The 20,765-nt window shown below is 63.1% G+C and carries 13 protein-coding genes; 10 read left to right on the plus strand and 3 right to left on the minus strand.

Annotated features, from left to right (window positions below; translation table 11 throughout):
- Positions 1-31: 31 nt before the first annotated feature.
- The 6 genes from hutG to NKI49_RS02720 all read left to right on the plus strand — a co-directional run bounded on the left by hutG (position 32) and on the right by NKI49_RS02720 (position 14,970).
- Positions 32-850 (plus strand): N-formylglutamate deformylase, encoded by an 819-nt coding sequence (gene hutG / locus NKI49_RS02695; RefSeq protein ID WP_352598467.1) that lies wholly within the window; start codon positions 32-34, stop codon positions 848-850.
- 22 nt (positions 851-872) lie between these two features.
- The gene (gene hutU, locus NKI49_RS02700; protein ID WP_352598466.1) at positions 873-2,546 is read left to right on the plus strand and encodes a urocanate hydratase; all 1,674 of its coding nucleotides are present in this window, start codon (positions 873-875) and stop codon (positions 2,544-2,546) included.
- 12 nt (positions 2,547-2,558) lie between these two features.
- Complete coding sequence (locus NKI49_RS02705) at positions 2,559-3,146, plus strand: HutD/Ves family protein (RefSeq protein ID WP_352598465.1); 588 nt, start codon at positions 2,559-2,561, stop codon at positions 3,144-3,146.
- 266 nt (positions 3,147-3,412) lie between these two features.
- Positions 3,413-11,971 carry a glycoside hydrolase family 94 protein gene (locus tag NKI49_RS02710; protein ID WP_352598464.1) on the plus strand — a complete coding sequence of 2,853 codons (8,559 nt, stop codon included), beginning with the start codon at positions 3,413-3,415 and terminating at the stop codon, positions 11,969-11,971.
- A 372-nt stretch (positions 11,972-12,343) separates the two neighbouring features.
- Positions 12,344-14,116: a glucan ABC transporter ATP-binding protein/ permease gene (locus NKI49_RS02715; protein WP_352598463.1), complete on the plus strand. Its 1,773-nt coding sequence runs from the start codon at positions 12,344-12,346 to the stop codon at positions 14,114-14,116.
- A gap of 101 nt (positions 14,117-14,217) precedes the next feature.
- Positions 14,218-14,970 (plus strand): heme ABC transporter permease, encoded by a 753-nt coding sequence (locus tag NKI49_RS02720; RefSeq protein ID WP_352598462.1) that lies wholly within the window; start codon positions 14,218-14,220, stop codon positions 14,968-14,970.
- 50 nt (positions 14,971-15,020) lie between these two features.
- Here the strand turns inward: NKI49_RS02720 and NKI49_RS02725 are convergent, their stop codons facing one another.
- Positions 15,021-16,079 carry a D-TA family PLP-dependent enzyme gene (locus NKI49_RS02725; protein WP_352598461.1) on the minus strand — a complete coding sequence of 353 codons (1,059 nt, stop codon included), beginning with the start codon at positions 16,077-16,079 and terminating at the stop codon, positions 15,021-15,023.
- Between the two features lie 189 nt (positions 16,080-16,268).
- Here NKI49_RS02725 and NKI49_RS02730 point away from each other — a divergent pair, with 189 nt between their 5' ends.
- The 4 genes from NKI49_RS02730 to NKI49_RS02745 all read left to right on the plus strand — a co-directional run bounded on the left by NKI49_RS02730 (position 16,269) and on the right by NKI49_RS02745 (position 20,066).
- Complete coding sequence (locus NKI49_RS02730) at positions 16,269-16,955, plus strand: D-lyxose/D-mannose family sugar isomerase (protein WP_352598460.1); 687 nt, start codon at positions 16,269-16,271, stop codon at positions 16,953-16,955.
- A 318-nt stretch (positions 16,956-17,273) separates the two neighbouring features.
- On the plus strand, positions 17,274-18,590 hold the full coding sequence (locus NKI49_RS02735; RefSeq protein ID WP_352598459.1) for an Nramp family divalent metal transporter: 1,317 nt from the start codon (positions 17,274-17,276) through the stop codon (positions 18,588-18,590).
- A gap of 161 nt (positions 18,591-18,751) precedes the next feature.
- Positions 18,752-19,165, plus strand: a complete 414-nt coding sequence (locus NKI49_RS02740) for a hypothetical protein (protein WP_352598458.1) — start codon at positions 18,752-18,754, stop codon at positions 19,163-19,165.
- A gap of 337 nt (positions 19,166-19,502) precedes the next feature.
- On the plus strand, positions 19,503-20,066 hold the full coding sequence (locus NKI49_RS02745; RefSeq protein WP_352598457.1) for a sigma-70 family RNA polymerase sigma factor: 564 nt from the start codon (positions 19,503-19,505) through the stop codon (positions 20,064-20,066).
- Here the strand turns inward: NKI49_RS02745 and NKI49_RS02750 are convergent, their stop codons facing one another.
- Together NKI49_RS02750 and NKI49_RS02755 are read right to left on the minus strand one after the other, a co-directional pair.
- A complete protein-coding gene (locus tag NKI49_RS02750) occupies positions 20,067-20,243 on the minus strand; it encodes a hypothetical protein (RefSeq protein ID WP_352598456.1) in 177 nt (58 codons plus the stop codon).
- A gap of 174 nt (positions 20,244-20,417) precedes the next feature.
- Positions 20,418-20,636, minus strand: coding sequence for a hypothetical protein (locus NKI49_RS02755; RefSeq protein ID WP_027027909.1), 219 nt, complete (start codon positions 20,634-20,636; stop codon positions 20,418-20,420).
- Positions 20,637-20,765: the final 129 nt, after the last annotated feature.

A 20,765-nucleotide genomic window follows, 5' to 3' on the forward strand; every position in this document is an offset into this window, starting at 1 on the left:
ATACTAGAACGCCAGCGCTGGGGGATTTCTCATGACCGCGCCTTCCTGGCTCACCGTCACCCAAGGCACCGCACCGCTGCTGGTTTCCATCCCGCACACCGGCATCGATCTTGCCGGTCTCGAGAGCCGGCTAGTATCGCCCTGGCTTGGCCGTCGCGACTGCGACTGGTGGATCGACAAGCTCTATGATTTCGCCGCCGGCCTTGGCGCAACCGTCGTGCACACCGCCATTTCGCGCACCGTCATCGACGTCAATCGCGATCCGTCCGGCGCCTCGCTCTACCCTGGTCAAGCGACGACCGGCCTGTGCCCGACGGAAACCTTCGACGGCGATCCGCTCTACCGCGAAGGCGAAGAGCCGGGACCGTCGGAGATCGACGAACGTCGCGAAAAATACTTCGTGCCTTATCATGCGGCACTCCAGGCCGAGATCGACCGCTTGCGTGCCCTGCACGGCAAGATCGTCCTCTACGACTGCCACTCGATCCGCTCGGTCCTGCCGCGACTGTTCGAGGGCATGCTGCCGGTTTTCAATCTCGGCACCAATGACGGCAAGAGCGCCGATCCGGCCTTGCAGGCCATGATCGGCCAGATCATGGCCGAAACCGGCGAGAGCAACGTAGTCAATGGCCGCTTCAAGGGCGGCTGGATCACGCGCCATTTCGGCCAGCCGCAACAAGGTGTCCATGCTTTGCAGATGGAGCTCTCCAACCGCGGCTATATGCGCGAGCCCGAAGAGAGGGGCGCGCCAGACAATTGGCCGGTTCCCTATGACGCCGCCTTTGCCGCGCCCATCCGCGTCACGCTGAAGCAGATACTCGAAACCGCCATTGACTGGGCCGGGCGCTGACGCGCGGCCTTCGAAAGGGACAATGATGAACAATCCCCGCCACAACATCCGCGAAGTCCGCAGCCCGCGCGGCACGGAAATCAGCGCCCGCTCCTGGCTGACGGAAGCGCCGCTACGCATGCTGATGAACAATCTCGACCCCGACGTCGCCGAAAACCCCAACGAGCTGGTCGTTTATGGCGGCATCGGCCGGGCGACGCGCACCTGGAACGATTTCGATCGCATCGTCGCCTCCTTGAGGACGCTGGCCGATGACGAGACGTTGCTGGTGCAATCCGGCAAGCCGGTCGGCGTGTTCCGCACCCATCCCGACGCGCCGCGCGTGCTGATCGCCAACTCCAACCTCGTGCCGCACTGGGCGACCTGGGAGAAGTTCAACGAGCTCGATAGAAAGGGCCTGATGATGTACGGCCAGATGACGGCCGGCTCATGGATCTATATCGGCACGCAAGGGATCGTGCAGGGCACTTACGAAACCTTCGTCGAGGCCGGCCGCCAGCACTATGGCGGCAACCTTCGGGGCAAATGGATCCTGACCGGCGGGCTCGGCGGCATGGGCGGCGCCCAGCCGCTCGCCGCCGTCATGGCCGGCGCCTGCTGCCTGGCCATCGAATGCGATCCCGACCGCATCGATTTCCGGCTGCGCACCCGCTATGTCGACGAGCGTGCCGACACGCTGGACGAGGCGCTGGAGAAGATCGAACGCTGGACCAAGGCCGGCGAAGCGAAGTCCGTCGGCCTGGTCGGCAACACCGCCGACATCGTGCCGGAACTGGTGCGGCGCGGCGTGCGCCCCGACATGGTCACCGACCAGACCTCGGCGCATGATCCGCTGAACGGCTATCTGCCCAAGGGCTGGACCCTGGCTGAGTGGCGGGAGAAACGGACGTCCGACCCCAAGGCGGTCGAGAAGGCCGCACGCGCCTCGATGCGCGAGCATGTCGAAGCGATGGTGGCGTTCTGGAACGCCGGCGTGCCGACACTGGATTACGGCAACAATATTCGCCAGGTTGCCAAGGAAGAAGGCTTCGACAATGCGTTTGCCTTCCCCGGTTTCGTGCCGGCCTATATCCGCCCGCTGTTCTGCCGCGGCATCGGCCCGTTCCGCTGGGCCGCCCTTTCCGGCGACCCTGAGGATATCTACAAGACCGACGCCAAGGTACGCGAACTGACACCCGGCAACACCCATCTGCACAACTGGCTCGACATGGCGCGCGAGCGCATCGCCTTTCAAGGATTGCCGGCGCGCATCTGCTGGGTCGGTCTCGGCGATCGGCATCGGCTCGGCCTCGCCTTCAACGAAATGGTGGCCAAGGGCGAGCTCAAGGCGCCGGTCGTCATCGGCCGCGATCATCTCGATTCCGGCTCGGTCGCTTCGCCGAACCGCGAGACGGAAGCGATGAAGGACGGTTCGGACGCCGTGTCCGACTGGCCGCTGCTCAATGCGCTGCTCAACACCGCGTCCGGCGCCACCTGGGTGTCGCTGCACCATGGCGGCGGCGTCGGCATGGGCTTCTCGCAGCATGCCGGCATGGTCATCGTCGCCGACGGCACGCCTGCCGCCGCCAAACGCCTGGAGCGGGTGTTGTGGAACGATCCGGCGACCGGCGTCATGCGTCACGCCGATGCCGGCTACGACATCGCCATCGACTGCGCCAAGGAGCATCAGCTCAACCTGCCCGGCATTCTCGGGTGATGAGCTGATCCCATGCGCGTGACGCGGGCAGCCGAATACAAATCGATGCCGTGGAAGAACGGCGGAGGGGTGACGACGGAGATCGCGATCTCGCCCGCTCACGCCGGGCTCGATGATTTCGACTGGCGCGTCTCGATGGCGCGTGTCGAAGGCAGCGGCCCATTCTCGCAATTCGCCGGGATCGACCGCACCCTTGCCGTGCTCGAAGGCGAGGGCATCGTGCTCGATATTGCCGGCCATCCGCCGGCGTCGGTCACCAGGGCGACGGCGCCGCTGTCCTTCCCGGCTGACGTGCGGACCGCGGCCAAGCTGATTGATGGGCCGATCACCGACCTCAACGTCATGACCCGCCGCAGCCGTATGATGCATTCCGTCGAACGCCTGGTGATTTCGGCGCCGGTGGAAATACGGACCGAGGCGAGGGCGACCCTCATCCTGTGCCTGAGCGGGGAGGTCGTCATCGCTGGCGCCGACCCGGTTCGCCTCGGACCGCTTGACACGCTGCTGGCCGGTCCAGACGCCGCCGGCGTACATATCCAGCCCACCCGCGACACGACGCTTTTCGTGATCCGTATCGGCGGCATCTCCGGCAACGATTAACGCTTGTTTCCAAACATGATCGCGATGCCGGCGAATTATAGCGTAAGCTCCCGCCGACATCACGAAAAAGCCCGAATTCTCTTCGCCGATCAGTGCTGACGGGAGCGAGGGGCGCTCGTCTTTGAGTTTTGTCGAGAGATGACGCCCTGTCATGGTGCGGGGACAACTTTCGGCAAGTGGGAACATGCAACCAATTGCATTTGAATCGGTTTTAGGGCCATTGCCGTGGCGGTGACGCCGCTGAGTGCCCGCTTACGGAATTTTCAATGAATATTCAGACGAACCCAGCACAGATTGAGAAGACAAGCGCGAGCTTCCCGGCCGTTACGGAAGAGCCGATCAGATCCACGTTCCTGCCCGAGGAGCGCCTTCGGCAGCTCGGCGAAAGCCTGGCCAACGGCGATCTCACGGATGTGTTCGGCCTGACGCCGTTTGATTTCCAGGCACGCATCCGCGACAGCGCCAAGAAGATCCTCGAAGTCTACCGTTCGACCAACGCGGCGCAGGCCAGGGGAGAAACGATCACTCCCGCGGCGCAATGGTTGCTGGACAACAACTACCTGGTCGAGGAGACGATTTTCCAGGTCAAGCGCGACCTGCCGCGCCGCTTTTATCGCCAGCTGCCGACGCTGAAATTGCCCAATGGCGGCAGCGTGCCTCGCGCGCTGGCCCTGGCCTGGACCTATGTGGCGCATTCCGACAGTTCCGTCTCGGCGACGATGTTCAAGGCGATCGTCCAAGGCTTTCAGTCGGTCGAGCCTCTGAAGATCGGCGAACTGTGGGCGTTGCCGTCGCTCCTGCGCTTCGTGCTGATCGAAAATCTTCGCCGGCTGGCGGTCAGGGTCAACCGCACTCGCCAGATGCGCCAGATCGCCAACGATGCGGCCGACAGGGTCCTGGCAACCGACGACAGCGCCGACCGGCAGGCGATCCTGGCCAATTTCAGCACGCATGCGCAGGACACCACCTTTGCCACCCAACTGCTTTATCGTCTGCGCGACGGGTCGCAGAATGCCGGCAAAGCCCTTGAGTGGCTGGAAGGCGAGCTTGAGAAAACCGGCTCCGATGCAGAGGAGATCATCATCTCCGAGCATCACACGCTGTCCAGCGGCAATGTAACGACCGGCAACATCGTTCGCGGCCTGCGTCTCATCAACGACGTCGACTGGACGGTATGGTTCGAAGGCGTCAGCCGCATCGATACCGTGCTGCGCGAGCGCACGGACTTCGCGGCGCTCGACTTTTTCTCGCGGGATCAGTACCGGACCGCGATAGAGGAACTGGCGCGCCGCTCGAACCTGTCGGAGTATCGCGTCGCCGAAAAGGCGATCGAGCTGGCCGGCGAGGCCGCTAGTGAAAATGCGGCGGTTGGCGATGACGCCGATACCGTTGCGGCTCCGTCCGCGCATACCGACGTCGGTTTCTTCCTCGTCGGCCCACGCCGGCTGGAGCTTGAAAAGGCTATCGGCTACCGGCCGACGATCAGCCAGACCGTCAAGCGCACCTTCGCCAGGACCGGGTGGCTGGGCATCGTCCTGCCGGTCTTCGCGCTGACCGCGTTGCTGCTCGTCGTTTCCGGCAATGCTCTTGCCAATCTCGGCCTGTCGGTCCCGTCGATCGTGCTGATGCTGGTGCTGTTTGCCGTGCCGGCGAGCGAAGGCGCGCTTGCTTTTTTCAACACCGTGGCTTCGCTGTTCCTCAAGCCGACACGCCTGATCGGCTTTGACTACAGGCACGGCGTGCCGCCCGAGGCACGCACCCTGGTGGTTGTGCCGTCACTGATCGGCTCGCGTGACGATGTCGAGGAAAACATCCGCAACATCGAAGTGCATCACCTCGCCAATCTGGCGGACGAGATCCATTTCGCCCTGCTGTCGGACTGGCCCGACAGCAAGACCGAGATCGACTCGGCCGACGCCGAGATCCTCGAATTCGCTCGCGCCGAGATCGCCCGCCTCAACGCCCGCTATCCTTCGGAAGGCGCGCCGCGCTTCTACATCCTGCACCGCCGGCGGCTCTTCAATGCCGCGCAGGGATGCTGGATGGGTTGGGAGCGCAAGCGCGGCAAGTTGCACGAACTCGACCTTCTGTTGCGTGGCGACAGCGACACCACGTTCCTGCCGCTCGAAGTGCCGCTGCCGGAAAAAGTCGTTCACGTGATGACGCTCGACGCCGATACCCGCACCACCCGTGACGCGGTGGCAACCCTCGTCGGCAAGCTCTGCCATCCGCTCAACCGCCCGCATTTCGATGCGACCAAGCGCATCGTCACCGCCGGCTATACGATCCTGCAGCCGCGCATCACCGCCTCGCTCACCAGCGGCGACGAGGCATCGTTCTTCCAGCGCGTGTTTTCGGCCAATCGCGGCCTGGACCCTTACGTGTTCGCCGTCTCGGACCTCTATCAGGATGTCTTCGGCGACGGTTCCTTCACCGGCAAGGGCCTCTATCACGTCGATGCCTTCGAGGCCGCCCTGCAAGGCCGCATCGAGGAAAACACCATCCTCAGCCACGACTTGCTCGAAGGCGCGCTGGCGCGTTCCGCGCTGGTCACCGACGTCGAACTGGTCGAGGACTACCCGACCCGCTATTCGGTCGACGCTTCGCGCCATCATCGCTGGGCGCGTGGCGACTGGCAGCTCCTCGGCTTCATCCTCGATCCGCGCTCGGGCGTTCCGGCCCTGTCGCGCTGGAAAATGGTCGACAACCTGCGCCGCTCGCTGACGCCGATCTTCTGGGTCATGGCGGCGATCGCGGGCTGGACCCTGCTGCCCTTCACGCAGGCCGCGCAATGGCAGGCTTTGCTGATCCTCAGCCTGTTCATGGCGCCGACCTTCGACGTCGTCAACGCCATCCTGCCCAAGAGCGGCGACCAGACGCCGCGCGGCCATTTCTCGGCCCTGGCGCGCGATGTCGCCTTCGGTACCGCCATGGTGGCGCTGAAAATCGTGCTGATGGCGCATAATGCCTGGATGATGGGCGACGCCATCGTGCGCACGCTCTACCGGCTGTTCGTCAGCCGCCAGAACCTCCTGGAATGGCGCACCGCCTCGCAGGCGCACAAGGCTGGCGACAACGATGTCGGTTCCTATTACGGCATGATGCATGGCGCCGTGATCATCGGCTTCGTCGGTCTCGCCATTCCGGTGCTGGCCGATTCCACCGGCGCCTTCGTCGCCTTCTTCTTCGCCCTGTTCTGGATCGGCTCGCCGGCGATCGCCAGCTGGATCAGCCGCTCGGCTGAAACCGAGGATCGCCTGCGCATATCGCAGGCCGACATCCATGTGCTGCGAACGGTGGCGCGGCGCACCTGGCACTATTTCGAGACTTTCGTGACGGCAGAGCATCACAATCTGCCGCCGGACAATTTCCAGGAAAGCCCCGCGCCCGTCGTCGCGCCGCGCACTTCGCCGACCAACATCGGCGTCTATCTGCTGTCGGTCATCTCGGCGCGCGATTTCGGCTGGATCAGCCTGTCGGACGCCATCACCCGCATCGACGCCACGATGACGACCATAGAGAGCATGCCGCGCAGTCGCGGCCATCTGTTCAACTGGTACGACACCACGACGCTGAAGCCGCTCTATCCGCTCTACATTTCGGCTGTCGATAGCGGCAATCTCGCCGGTCATCTGGTGGCGGTGGCGGCGGCTTGCGCCGAGTGGGCGGAGGCGCCTTCCGTCCACCTCCAGGGCGATTTCGAGGGCATTCTGGACACGGTGACCATTCTTGCCGAAAGCCTCGACGACCTCCCCGACGATCGCCGCCAGTTGCGCCCCCTGCGCCAGCGTCTGGCCGATCGTCTCGACGGCATGCGGCGCGCGGTCGAAACGGTCAAGGCACAGCCGGAAATGGCTTCGATCCGCACGATCAACCTTGCCGTGCTGGCGGGCGAGATCCGCAAGCTGGCCACCGCCATCGACACCGAGGCGGCATCGCCACAGAGCGACGTCATCGTCGACTGGGCGGCCAGGCTTGAGGCCACTTGCGAAGCACATGTCCAAGACGCCCACAGCGACGACAATGCGGTCGAAGCGCTGCGCGCCAAGCTTTTGACCCTGCGCGAGCGCACGCGCCGCTTTGCCTTCGAGATGGAGTTCTCGTTTTTGATGCGGCCGGAGCGCAAGCTGCTGTCGATCGGCTATCGGGTCGAGGAACACCAGCTCGACGAAAGCTGCTACGATCTTCTCGCTTCGGAGGCCCGGCTCACCAGCCTGTTCGCCATCGCCAAGGGCGACCTGCCGACCGAGCACTGGTTCAGGCTTGGCCGCCCGATCGTCGAGATCGGCTTCCAGGGCGCGCTGATGTCCTGGTCCGGCTCGATGTTCGAATACCTGATGCCGCCGCTGGTGATGAAGGAACCGCAAGGCAGCATTCTCAACCAGACCAGCAAGCTGATCATCAAGCGCCAGATCCAGTACGGCCGGCAGAAGAACGTGCCGTGGGGCATTTCCGAAGCGGCCTACAATGCCCGCGATCGCGAACTGACCTACCAGTACACCAATTTCGGCGTGCCGGGCCTCGGGCTGAAGCGCGGTCTCGGCCAGAACACGGTGATCGCGCCTTACGCTACCGTGCTGGCGGCGCAGTTCAATCCGCGCGAAGCGGTACAGAACCTCGCCAGGCTACGCGAAATCGGCGCGCTTGGCCGCCACGGCTACTACGATGCGGTCGACTTCACGCCGCAGCGTGTGCCGGAAGGCACCAACCATGCCGTGGTCCACAATTACATGGCTCACCACTCGGGCATGTCGATCGCGGCGGTCGCCGACGCCATTTTCGAAGGCCGCCTTCGTGATCGTTTCCATAGTGATCCGGTGATCGAATCGGCCGAGTTGCTGCTGCAGGAGAGGGCGCCGCGCGATATCCCGACCGCGACCGTCAGGACCGAAGCGGACGAGCGGGCAAAGGACGAGACCGAGCTCGATAGTCCCGACACCCGCATCGTGCTCGATCCATTGCGGGCGCTGCGTTCCACCTGTGTGATGTCGAACGGCCGCTATTCGGTGATGGTGACCGCGACCGGCTCGGGCTACAGCCGCTGGGGCGATCTCTCGGTCACCCGCTGGCAACCGGATCCGACCGAGGATCGGCTTGGATCCTACATCTTCCTGCGTGATGCCACCTCTGGCGACTGGTGGTCCGCGACGTCGGAGCCGAAGCAGGCGCCGGAGGAAAAGGCGCAGACCCTGTTCTCCGACGACAAGGCAAGCTTCGTGAAATCGGTCGGCACATTGCGATCCGAGGTCGAATGCATCGTCATTTCGGAAGGCAATGGCGAAGGCAGGCGCGTGACCCTGTTCAACGAAGGCCCGGCCGATCGCTACATCGAGGTGACGTCCTTCACGGAACTGGTGCTGGGACTGGAGGCCTCCGACAATGCGCATCCGGCCTTCTCGAAGATGTTCGTGGAAACCGAAATCGCCGCCAATAACGGGGCGATCTTCGCCACGCGCCGCAAGCGCGAGACCAGCGAGCCCGATATCACGATGGTGCATTTCGTCACCGACCCGTCGGGGCCGGCACGCGATGCCGAAGCCGAGACGGACAGGCGTGCCTTTATCGGCCGTGGCCGCACCATCGTCGACGCCGCCGCCTTCGACCCCGGTGCCAGGCTTGGCGGTCATTCCGGTTTCACGCTCGATCCGGTCGCCTCGTTGCGCCGCCAGGTACGCGTGCCCGCCAACAAGAAGATATCGCTGACCTTCTGGACCGTCGTCGGCGCCAACCGGGCGGAGCTGGTGGAGGCCATGAACCGGCTCGACCATCAGGAGAGCTTTGCCCGCCAGGCCATGCTTGCCTGGACGCGCTCGCAGGTGCAGACCCGCCATTTGGGTCTCAGCCTGGCCGACGCCGCCAATGTGCAGAAGCTGGCGCGCTATCTGATCTATCCGGATCCGTTCCTGCGGCTCCCGGCCGAATCCATCGTCTCGGGGCTGGGCAAGCAATCGAGCCTGTGGCCGACCAGTATTTCAGGCGACTATCCGATCTTTCTGGTCAGGATCGGCGATGTCGCCGACCTGGAAATCGTTGCCCAGGCGCTACGTTTCCAGGAATACATGCGCACCCGCGGCATGATGATCGACTTCGTCGTCGTCAACGAGCAGGCGTCCTCCTATGTCCAGGATCTGCAGCGGGCGGTCGAATCGCTGTGCGAAAACAGCCGCTTGCGTGGCAAGGAACTCGGTCCGCGCCAGCACATTTTCGCGGTGCGCCGCGATCTGATGGAGGAGACCACCTATAAGACGCTGCTGGCCGTCGCCCGTATCGTCCTGCATACGCGCAACGGCACCATCTTCGATCAGATCGAAAGGGCCGAGGCGGCTGCCCTGCAGGCGCGCGACGCTTCGCAACCGGCAGGATTGCCAGTCCTGCGGGAACCATGGTCGGCCTCGCAGCAGGATAGTCGCGCCGACGGGACCGGGCTCGGCCAATGGAACGGCTTTGGCGGCTTCGAAGGCGATGGGCGTCACTATGTCGTGCGCCTGGCTGGCCGCCGCACCACGCCGCAACCTTGGATCAACGTCGTCTCCAACGCCTCGTTCGGCTTCCACACCTCGGCCGAAGGCGCTGCCTTCACCTGGAGCCGCAACAGCCGCGACTACCAGCTGACGCCATGGTCGAACGATCCGGTCACGAACCGGCCGGGCGAGGGCATCTACATCTACGATCAGGCCAGCGGCAAGGCGTTCTCGCCGATCGCCGCCATGGTGCGCGATCCCTCGATGACCTACGAGGCCTGGCACGGCCAGGGTTTCTCCACCTTCCGCTCCAGGCGCGGGCCGTTGTCGATGGACCTGACCCATGTCGTCGATCCGGTCGACCCGGTGAAGATCTCACGGCTGCGCATCCAGAATTCCGGCTCGGTGCCGGCGCGGTTGCGCGTCTATGCCTATGCCGAATGGGTGCTGGGCGGGCATCGCTCGCGTACGGCGGCAACCATAATCCCGTCCCGCGATGTCGCCACCGGCGCGTTGCTGGCGCAAAATCCCTATGGGCTCGACTTCAGCGAGCGGGTGGCCTTCCTCGCCGCCGATGCCGGCGTTCATTCAGTGACAGCAGACCGTGCGGAGTTTCTCGGCCGGCATGGTTCCAGCGAGCTTCCGCAGGCGGTGCTGAGCGGCGCGGCGCTGTCGGGCCGTGTCGAGGCCGGAGACGATCCCTGCGCGGCGATCGCCCGCGATGTCGAGATTCCGGCCGGTGGCGACGTCACGCTGCTATGGCTGCTCGGTGACGCCGACTCTGCCCCAGAGGCCATCGGTCTCGTGCAGAAGCATCGCGCCAAGGACTTCGACCAGCGTCTGGCCGACAACGAGCGGGAGTGGCGCGGTTTTCTCGACACCATTCAGGTCGAGACGCCGGACAAGGCGCTCGATGCCATGGTCAATCACTGGCTGCCCTATCAAAGCCTTGCCTGCCGCATCCGCGCCCGCTCGGCCTTCTATCAGGCAAGTGGTGCCTTCGGCTTCCGCGACCAGCTGCAGGATACGCTGGCGTTGCTGTCGCACGATCCGACACTGGCGCGTGACCAGATACTCAATGCGGCACGCCGGCAGTTTCCCGAAGGCGACGTGCAGCATTGGTGGCTGCCCCGCACCGGCGCGGGCGTGCGCACCATGATCTCGGACGACGTGGTCTGGCTGGCCCATGCCACGGCTCGCTACCTGCTGGTGACTGGTGACGCCACGATCCTCAAGGAGCAACTGCCCTTCATCGACGGCCAGTCGCTGGGCGAGGGCGAGCACGATGCATTCTTCACCCCGGAAGTCCTGAAGAAGACCGTGTCGCTTTATGACCATTGCGCGCGCGCGCTCGACCTTGCCATCAAGCGCAGCAGTCCCGCCGGGCTACCGCTAATCCTCGGCGGCGACTGGAACGACGGCATGAACCGCGTCGGCGAGCACGGCAAGGGCGAGAGTGTCTGGCTTGGCTGGTTCCTGCTGAAGACCCTGGGCGACTTCGCCGCTGTCGCCAAGACCGAAGGCGACACCAAGCGCGCGCAGGCCTGGGCAAAGCATGCCGATGTGCTGAAGCGGGCGCTCGAAAGCACCGCATGGGACGGCGAATGGTATCGGCGCGGCAGTTTCGATGACGGCACGCCGCTGGGGTCGCGCGCGTCGCAGGAATGCAAGATCGACTCCATCGCCCAGTCCTGGAGCGTGCTTTCGGGCGAAGGCGACCCGGCGCGTTCGACTACGGCGATGCAGCAGGCGACCAAGCTGCTGGTCGACGACAAGCTCAAGATCGTCAAGCTGTTCACCCCGCCTTTTTCGAAGACGGACAAGGATCCCGGCTATATCAAGAGCTATCCGCCCGGCGTGCGCGAGAATGGCGGCCAGTATACCCATGCCGCCACATGGTTCGTCATCGCCCTCGCCGAAATGGGGCTGACCGATGAAGCCTATCGCTGCTTCTCGATGTTGAACCCGGTCACCCACGCGTTCGACGAGGCTTCGGCCGAGCACTATCGCGTCGAGCCCTATGTCGTGGCAGCCGACATCTATGCCGGCGACGACAAGGGCGGGCGTGGCGGCTGGACCTGGTACACCGGCTCGGCCGGCTGGCTCTACCGTGCGGCGGTGGAGGGCATACTGGGTATCGAACGGCGCGGGAAGCAGATCACGTTCCGGCCCAGACTCCCCAGCCATTGGGATGGCTACGAGGCTTCGCTCAAGATGCTGGGCGCCGAGATCAAGGTCCGTGTCGTCCGCGATAAAAAAGCCAAGACAATCTCGCTCGAAGTCAATGGTTCGAAAACAAAAGCCGCGGCCTTCGAACCCAAAGCTGGTGACCAGACTGAGGTTGTCGTCAAGATACCCGCGTGAAATCAGAACGTTAGATCAATCGATCGCGCGCCCTTGAGGGCGTGCGTTGCAATATACCGTTTACTTGCGCGCGCCCTGGGGCGGCTCCGCTGCGTTTCCTCGGCGCAGGCGGTATAAGTCCGCCGTGATTAAAAATGTGGCAGCGCTCGGCTGCTGCCACTATTTCGCCGCAAGGCTGACATTTCACCTTTTATCTCAAACTGTTAGGCGATCACGTCAGATTTCGCATCGTCGTCATCTTTTGTTCGCTAAATGGGAACGGAAGCGATAGAGGGGCATTGTTTTGCGACGCGTCAACCGTTACGTGTCAGGAAATGGTGCAGTGCACAATATTGAAATTGAGCACAATAGAAAGTTGGCGGAGTAGCTGAAGTGTCACTTCTGCAGATCTATTGGAGAGCGTTGGGTTATCTGGCCTCGGACAAGAAGCGCGTTGCGCTGATTTGCGGCGCCAATATCGCGCTGGCCATCATCGCCATCCTGGAGCCGATCATGTTCGGCCGGGTCATCGACGCCATCTCCGACCGCGGCTCGGTGTTCTCGACGCTCGCGCTCTGGGCTGGGCTCGGTGCCTTCAACATCATCGCTTTCGTCATGGTCGCGCGCGGCGCCGATCGCTTTGCCCATGCCCGGCGCAGCGAAGTGCTTTGCCAGTCGTTCGAGCGCGTGATCACCATGCCGCTTGCCTGGCATCACCAACGCGGCACCTCCAATTCCCTGCACACGCTGTTGCGCGCGGTCGAGACCCTGTTCAGCCTCTGGCTCGAATTCATGCGTCAGCACCTGTCCACGGCCGTTGCGCTGTTCCTGCTGATCCCGACGGCGATCAGCATGGACGTGCGCATGTCGATGGTGCTGCTGGTGCTTGGCGTTCTCTATGTCGGCATCGGCCGGCTCGTGATGCGGCGGACCAAGGAAGGCCAGGCCGCCGTCGAGCGCCACTATCACAAGGTGTTCGCGCATGTGACCGACTCGGTCAGCAACGTTGCCGTGCTGCAGAGCTACAATCGCCTCGGCCACGAGGCCGACACGCTGCGCCGCTACGTCAAGAACCTGCTCGACGCGCAGAACCCGGTGCTCGACTGGTGGGCCATGGCCAACGCGCTGCATCGCCTGTCGTCGACCATTTCGATGATGGTTGTGCTTTTGATCGGCGCCTACCTGGTCACCCATGGCCAGCTGCGCATCGGTGACGTCATCGCCTTCACCGGCTTTGCGACGCTGCTGATCGCCCGGCTCGATCAGATGTCGGCTTTCGCCAACCAGATTTCGGAAGCCCGCGCCAAGCTTGAGGAGTTCTATCATCTCGAGGACTCGGCAGCCGATACCGCCGAGCCGGACGGCATGCGCGATCTCACCAATGTCACCGGGCATGTCCGATTCGAGAATGTCGGCTTCGAATTCGCCAATTCGGGGCAAGGCATCGACGACGTGTCCTTCGAGGTTCAGGCGGGTCAGACCGTGGCCATCGTCGGCCCGACGGGTGCGGGCAAGACCACGCTGATCAACCTGCTCCAGCGCGTCTTCTCGCCGTCCAACGGCCGTATCCTGATCGACGGCGTCGATACCCGCACAGTGACCCGCAAGTCGCTGCGCCATGCGATCGCGACCGTGTTCCAGGATGCAGGCCTGCTCAACCGCTCGATCGAGGACAACATCCGGGTCGGCCGCGCCGATGCGACCTATGACGAGGTCCATGCAGCCGCCAACGCGGCCGCTGCGCAGGACTTCATCCTGGCCAAGAGCAATGGCTACGACACGGTGGTCGGCGAGCGCGGCGGTCAGCTGTCGGGTGGCGAGCGTCAACGTATCGCGATTGCCCGCGCCGTGCTGAAGGACGCGCCGATCCTGGTGCTCGATGAGGCGACCAGCGCGCTCGACGTCGAAACCGAGGACCGCGTCAAGGAAGCGATCGACGAATTGCGGCGCGACCGCACCACCTTCATCATCGCCCACCGCCTGACCACCGTTCGCGACGCCGATCTGGTCGTGTTCATGGACAAGGGCAAGGTGGTCGAAATGGGTGGCTTCGCCGAATTGTCGCTGCGCAACGGCCGCTTCGCCAGCCTGCTGCGCGCCGGCGGCCTGCTCAACGACGAGGAGGTTCGCCGCCTCAGCCGCTCAGTGCAGGGCGAGGCCGCGTAAAAGGCGGTGTTTACCTTCTCCCCCGGGGGAGAAGGTAAGACTTGACCTGCGACACCAGCACTCGATTGCCCCAGCCACGCTGCCGGTCTATTTAAGGCCGCATGAGCGACACGAGTTCACGCTTGGCCGGCTGGATGGATCTTGCCAACCCGACACGCTTTGTCGGGCTGGCCGACAAGGTCGTGCCGTGGCTGGCCTCCATTGCCGCCCTCATTCTTGCCGCCGGGCTCTATATGAGCTTCACCGCGCCTGAGGATTTCCAGCAAGGCATCACCGTGCGCATCATGTACATCCACGTGCCTTTCGCGTGGCTCGCCATGATGTGCTACACGCTGATGGCGGTTTCCGCGCTCGGCACTCTGGTCTGGCGGCATCCGCTGGCCGATGTCGCGCTGAAATCGGCCGCGCCCATCGGCGCCGTCTTCACCGCGCTGGCGCTTATAACCGGTTCGATCTGGGGCAAGCCGATGTGGGGCACCTGGTGGGTGTGGGACGCGCGTCTGACCTCGGTCTTCGTGCTGTTCCTGATGTATCTCGGCATCATCGCGCTGACCCGCGCGCTCGACGACGCCGGACGCGCCGCCTGGGCCGCCGCCATCATCACGCTGGTCGGCTTCATCAACATTCCGATCATCAAATTCTCGGTCGAGTGGTGGAACACGCTGCATCAGCCGGCCTCGGTGTTCCGGCTTGGCGGTCCGACCATCGACCCCAGCCTGCTGTGGCCGCTGCTGGTAATGGCTGTCGGTTTCACGGTGCTGTTCTTCGCGCTGCACCTGATGGCGATGCGCACCGAAATCCGACGCCGCCGGATTATCGCCATGCGTCGTATCGCGGCACGGCAGGCCAACTGAACTCCGTCGAACAGCGTCGGAAAACTTCGCCCGCTACGGCAGCGCCTGTTTCACCCCATCAGGCCGCGCGCTGCCACCGGTAGCGTCTCCAGCACCGTCTCGCCGTCGATCAAATTGACCTCGTTGAACAGGTTGGTGACCACGCAGCAATGATCGGGCAGGACGCGCACGCGTTCGCCGATGTGCAGCTTGCCGTCGCCCGAAAGCGTGACGGTGCCGTGTTCCTCGCTCAGACCCGTTACCCGCGCTCCTTGAATGCCAAGCAGTTCACCGAAATCGGGCAGCCCCAGCGTGTCGCTGGACAACGCCTTGCTGCCGGCGTCGAGGATGGCGCGCGTTGTCGTCGGATGGCTGACCACTGTCGAGAGCACCGTCAGCGCGCAATCGTCGAGTTTGCCGACTCCCTTGGCGACCTGGTAGCGGTCCAGATAGATGTAGGTGCCCGGACGATATTCGGTGACGACCGATGCCTTGTTTGAGCGCCACATATCCGGTGTGCCGCCGCTGGAGATGCGTTCGCAAGCGAGACCGGAAGCGGCCAGCGCCCGCTTGGCGTCGGCAAGCCAGGTTTCGGCCTCGGCCGCGCGGCCGGCGGCCGGATAGGTCATCAATCCGCCGAACACGAGGCCGGCGGCCTTGTCGATCCGCCTTGCCAGCGCAACCGCTTCACTGGTCGTCTGCACGCCGCAGCGGCCCATGCCGGTGTCGCATTCGACCAGCACCGGAAGAGGGTGACCAGTATCGGTGAAAGTGGCCGCCAGCCCCTCGACGGTCTCCATGCTGTCCGCCGTCACCGACAGGGTGACACGGCGGTGTAGCGCCAGAAGCCGCTCCAGCTTGGGGCGGCCCAGAATATTGTACGGAAGAAAGATGTCGGTCAGTCCTGCATCGGCCATCACCTCGGCTTCGCCGATCTTCTGGCAGGTGATGCCGACGGCGCCGGCCGCGACCTGCTTCTTTGCCCAATAGGGCAGCTTGTGCGTCTTGATGTGAGGCCTGAGATTCAGTCCATTCTTGTCGGCATGGGCCTGGGCGCGGGCGATGTTGGCTTCGGCGCGCATAACGTCGATCAGGATCGATGGCGTATCGAGGTCGTTGATTGTCGGCATCATCTGTCACCCTGTGGCAAATCCGCAGGGGTTATGGCCCTCAAAGCGCGCGATGTCATGCGGCCAGCGGCTCGGGTTTGTGGTCCATGCGCTGTAAGCGCCAGGTTCGTGCAGGCAAGATGGATCGACACCGGATCGGCGTTCGGCTATGCGATTTGTCGGAAAAATCGACACCTGAGGACCACGATCATGAAACGCTCCGCCATCAACGACATCATCCGCGAAGCCGACGCTTTCATCCGCTCGTTCGGCTACATCATGCCGCCCTTCGCCTATTGGTCTCCGGAGGAGGCGAAGGCGCGCCAGGTTGATTCCTCGGCCGTGTTCACCTCGCGGCTCGGTTGGGACATCACCGATTACGGCCAGGAGAAGTTCGACGAACTCGGCCTGTTCCTGTTTACCGTTCGCAACGGCCGCTACGAGGACATGAAGAGGGGCATGGGCATGCTCTATGCCGAGAAGATCATGATCTCGCGCAAGGACCAGCTGTCGCCGATGCACCGCCACAACATCAAGGCCGAGGACATCATCAACCGTGGCGGCGGCAAGCTGGTGCTGGAGCTGTTCATGCACGATCGCGACGGTGGCATCGATCCCAAGGCCGAGGTGTCGGTTCCTGTCGACGGCACCACCCACAGACTGCCGGCGGGCGGGCTTCTAAAACTTGATCCGGGCCAGAGCGTCACCCTGCTGCCCGGCGTCTGGCATGCCTTCTGGGCCGAGGGCAAGGATGTGCTGATCGGCGAGGTGTCGACCGTCAACGACGATCTCACCGACAACGTCTTCCGCGATCCGATCGGCCGCTTCTCAAACATCGACGAGGATGTCGCGCCGGTGCACCTGCTGGTGTCCGACTACGAGAAGTGGCTGGGCTAGATTCAGGTGTGAATTGAGGCGCCAGGCCGGCCAAGATTGCCATCATCTCGATGACAACAGCCCGGCGCCTCCTCGATGCTCGCTGCACAGGCATGACGAGGTGATCGGCACGTCTGGCTAGCATGACGTCGACGGCGTCGTGCCTGGGGCAATCCGCGGCGTGCGGGACGGCCACTATCAGGGAACAAAACATTCGATCGGATGTTCGAATCCCAATCCTGGTGCGGCTCATGGACCGCTGCGGCGGCATCTGGCTGGAGCGATGGTCATGAGGCTCGTCCCGGTTTCCCTCGTGGTTCTGTCTGAAATGCCTGCTTCATGACCGGGCGGGCTCGTCACAATGTTGGCCAAGCAACGAACGGGGTTGGCCGAGCAACGAACGGGCGGAATGGCGGCATCGTCCGCAGCCTGGGCCTCGGACTGATTACCGGTGCGGCCGACGACGACTGCTCGGCCATTGGCACCTACGCAAGCGCCGGAGCCCGGTTCGGACCTGAACTTTTGTGGACGGCGCCGGTCACCCTTCCGATGATGTACACCGTCGTGTACCTCTCGTCCAAGCTTGGCCAAGTCTCGGGCCGCGGCCTTTTCAAGGTCATTTCCGACTTCTATCCGCGTTGGCTGCTATGGTCGGTTCTGGTGGGTGTGCTGATCGGCAACACGGTCGAGGCAGCTGCCGATCTTGGCGCCATGGCGGCGGCTATCATCCTGTTCGTGCCGCTTCCTGCTCCATTGATCGTGGTTGTCGTCGCGCTCGTCATCTTTGCGCTGCAGGTATTCGGATCCTACAAATTGATCCGCAACGTATTCCGTTGGCTGGCGCTGGCTCTGCTCGCCTATGTGATTTCAGCCGTTCTTGCCAAGCCGGATGCGGCTTCCGTCCTGCGGGGTACTCTGCTGCCGAGAATCGAATTCAGCCCCGAATACCTGTCGATACTCGTCGCCATCATCGGCACGACGCTTTCCGCATACCTCTACACCTGGCAGTCCAACCAGGAGGTGGAGGAGGAGATCGCAGAGGGCAGGACGACACTCGAAGAGCGCAAGGGAGCCACTGAAGGTGAGCTTCGCCGGTCTCGGCGCGATATTCTGATCGGCATGACGTTTTCCAATCTGATCATGTATTTCATCATCCTTTCGACGGGATCGACGCTGTACGAAGCGGGGCAGACCCAGATCGAGACGGCGGCACAGGCCGCCGAAGCGTTGCGGCCGCTTGCCGGTGACGCTGCCGGAATTCTCTTCGCAGCCGGCGTGATCGGCGTCGGCTTCCTGGCGGTTCCGGTCATGACGGCCGGCGCCGCCTTCGATTTCGCCCAGGCCGTAGGATGGAAGAACAGCTTGAATGCCAGGCCGCGGCAGGCGCCAGAATTCTACATGGCGACCGGCGTGATCACTCTGGTGGCCGTGGGGCTCAATTTTTTCGGCTTTAACCCGATGAAGGCCCTGGTCTGGTCGGGTATCGTGCAGGGTTTTTCAACGCCTCCGCTTCTGCTCCTCATTCTCATCATGACCAACAATCGCAAGATCATGGGCGACAAGGTCAACAGCAGAAGCACGAATATCCTGGGTGGCGTGACGACGGTAACGATCTTTGCGGCGTCGGCAGGGCTGGTGGCAACCTGGTTCATGTAACCCGGCAGGAAAGGACGTTCAGCCGCGGTGGAACATCTGCAGCCAACCGTCGTTGACATAGTTGCGAGAGAAAGGGGCTGTCCATGTCAAACTTCCAAGCTGCCACCCCTGAGCGTTTGGAGCAACTCAGGACGGAGGCTTCGGCTTATTTCGCTCCGATGATGCTGCGCGAGGCGTTGCGGCGTCTTTCCCGGGTGTGCGGAAGCGATGGTCTCGATCGGTTCGAGAAAGCCATGATCGATCAGATCGAGGCAACGCGGGACGAGCGGCCCGATTTCGAGACGATCAAGGAATTCGCGGTCGAGCAGCTTTATGGCTGGATCAAGGAGGCCGGCGCTTCGCCGGACGCGAAACAGCCGCTGGAGAGGGTCGAAACCCGCAGAACGTCTGGTCGCTCGGAAGAGCCGGAAACGCTGGAGGATCAACTGCAGGCAGGGCTGGAGGATTCCTTTCCCGCAAGCGACCCGCCGGCCGTGGTGTCCACCACCATCGCCGGCCGGGCGAAGAAGCTGGTTGGCACCGATGAGGTTCTGAAGAAGCAGCGGCAAGAGAACAGCGGAGCAGACGGCCGCTAGCCTGCGTCTATCTAGGGCCACCGGCGTGGTGTTCATCACAGCCTGACGGCTGCTTCCCGGGCCGAAGCCGCGGTGCCTAGCGTCATCAGCGTTCCATACGCGTCCGGGTGCATTGTCCCCGAAAGAAACGCGCGCAAAGCCTGTGAACCGAGCCGCAGAAGGTGCAGGTGAGGCGATGCGAACACGCCGGATTCGGCCGATGTCTCGGCCGGCGGGCAATTTTCTAAGGAGTTACCTTCAATACCCGGAACGATACAAACTTCTATGCATTTAGCGGGGGCGGGGTTCATATATTGGTTTCTTGGGAGCTGGACCATTGTCATCCAGAGGCTATGCTTTGGCCAATCAGGAAAGCGGCGAAATCTCCATCGTTGACCTGATACCCGCGTTACGGGCGTTCGCTCGCACCTTCTGCCGCGTCCCCGACGATGCCGACGATCTGGTGCAGGAGACGTTGACCAAGGGTCTCGCCAACATCGATAAGTTCGAGCCCGGGACGCGCATGAAGTCGTGGCTCTTCACCATTATGCGCAATACCTATTACACGCGCGCCAAGGCCGCGGCCAGGGAAGCGCCGGGGTTGCTTGACTGCGCATCCCTGAGACCAATTTCGGAAGCCACTCAGGAATGGTCCGTTCAGAGCAAGGAGGTCCACGGCGCTATCCAGAGGCTGCCGGAACATCAGCGCGAGGTCTTGATGCTGATCGGCGTTCTGGGCGTCAGTTATGAGGAAGCGGCCGAGATATGCGGTTGCGCGGTGGGAACGGTGAAAAGCCGGCTGAACCGCGCTCGCGCCAACGTCCTCGAATTTCTTGGAGAAAGCTCGTTGCAGACGCTTATGGAAAGACGAAATCACCTGTCGGAAGGGCAGTTCGACATGGAAGTCGATGGTCGCAGATAGCTAGTTCCTCACGTCACGCCGACGTTTCTCAACGAGCGCATTCTGCAGTTCGATCGCCAGCTTGGTCAATCGATCGGGAACCTGCTCCTGCTCGATGGCAGTCAGCAGAGAGGCAATCTCCCTATCCACCGCCATGCCGATATGCGGGTCTGTGCTATCATCGCTCGAACGAGACATATTATTCTCTTGGACGTGAGCCCCTCACTTTGCTCCCCTCCTCTTAGTGTGGTGCCCAGCACCTGGCTTTGCAAGCTTATGCGCAGCGCGATCCCGTCACCGGCCGCCCCCTTGCACAGATTTATTTCCTCATTCCTTGCCCGGCCGAAGTCCCCCAAAACGGCGCGTCAGCATTCAGTCCTCGGGCAATCGGTCCGCGGAATGATCCTGGTATTGATCGGACTTGATTCGATTGCCGTCCTGCCCGCGTTCCTCGCTGTGCTGCTTTTTGTCCCGGTTGGACAGAACCGCGTTTTCCTCGATCCTATCCTTGGCCAGGTCGGTCATTGCGCCGGCGCCGGTGCCCTTGCCTTGACTGCCGCTGCCGATGTGCTTCTTGCCGCCGGATGCCATGCTGGTCTCCTTCGATTGGCGATACTGCGCGGTGTCCCCTTGCTCGACGTCCGAACTGGTATTGGGCGGTAATGTTCCGTCGCTCCGTGCAAGCAGGAACGCATCGCCGTCCCACAACCCAAAGGGCTT

The sequence above is a fragment of the Mesorhizobium sp. M0587 genome (genome assembly GCF_040320945.1).
GTDB lineage: Bacteria > Pseudomonadota > Alphaproteobacteria > Rhizobiales > Rhizobiaceae > Mesorhizobium.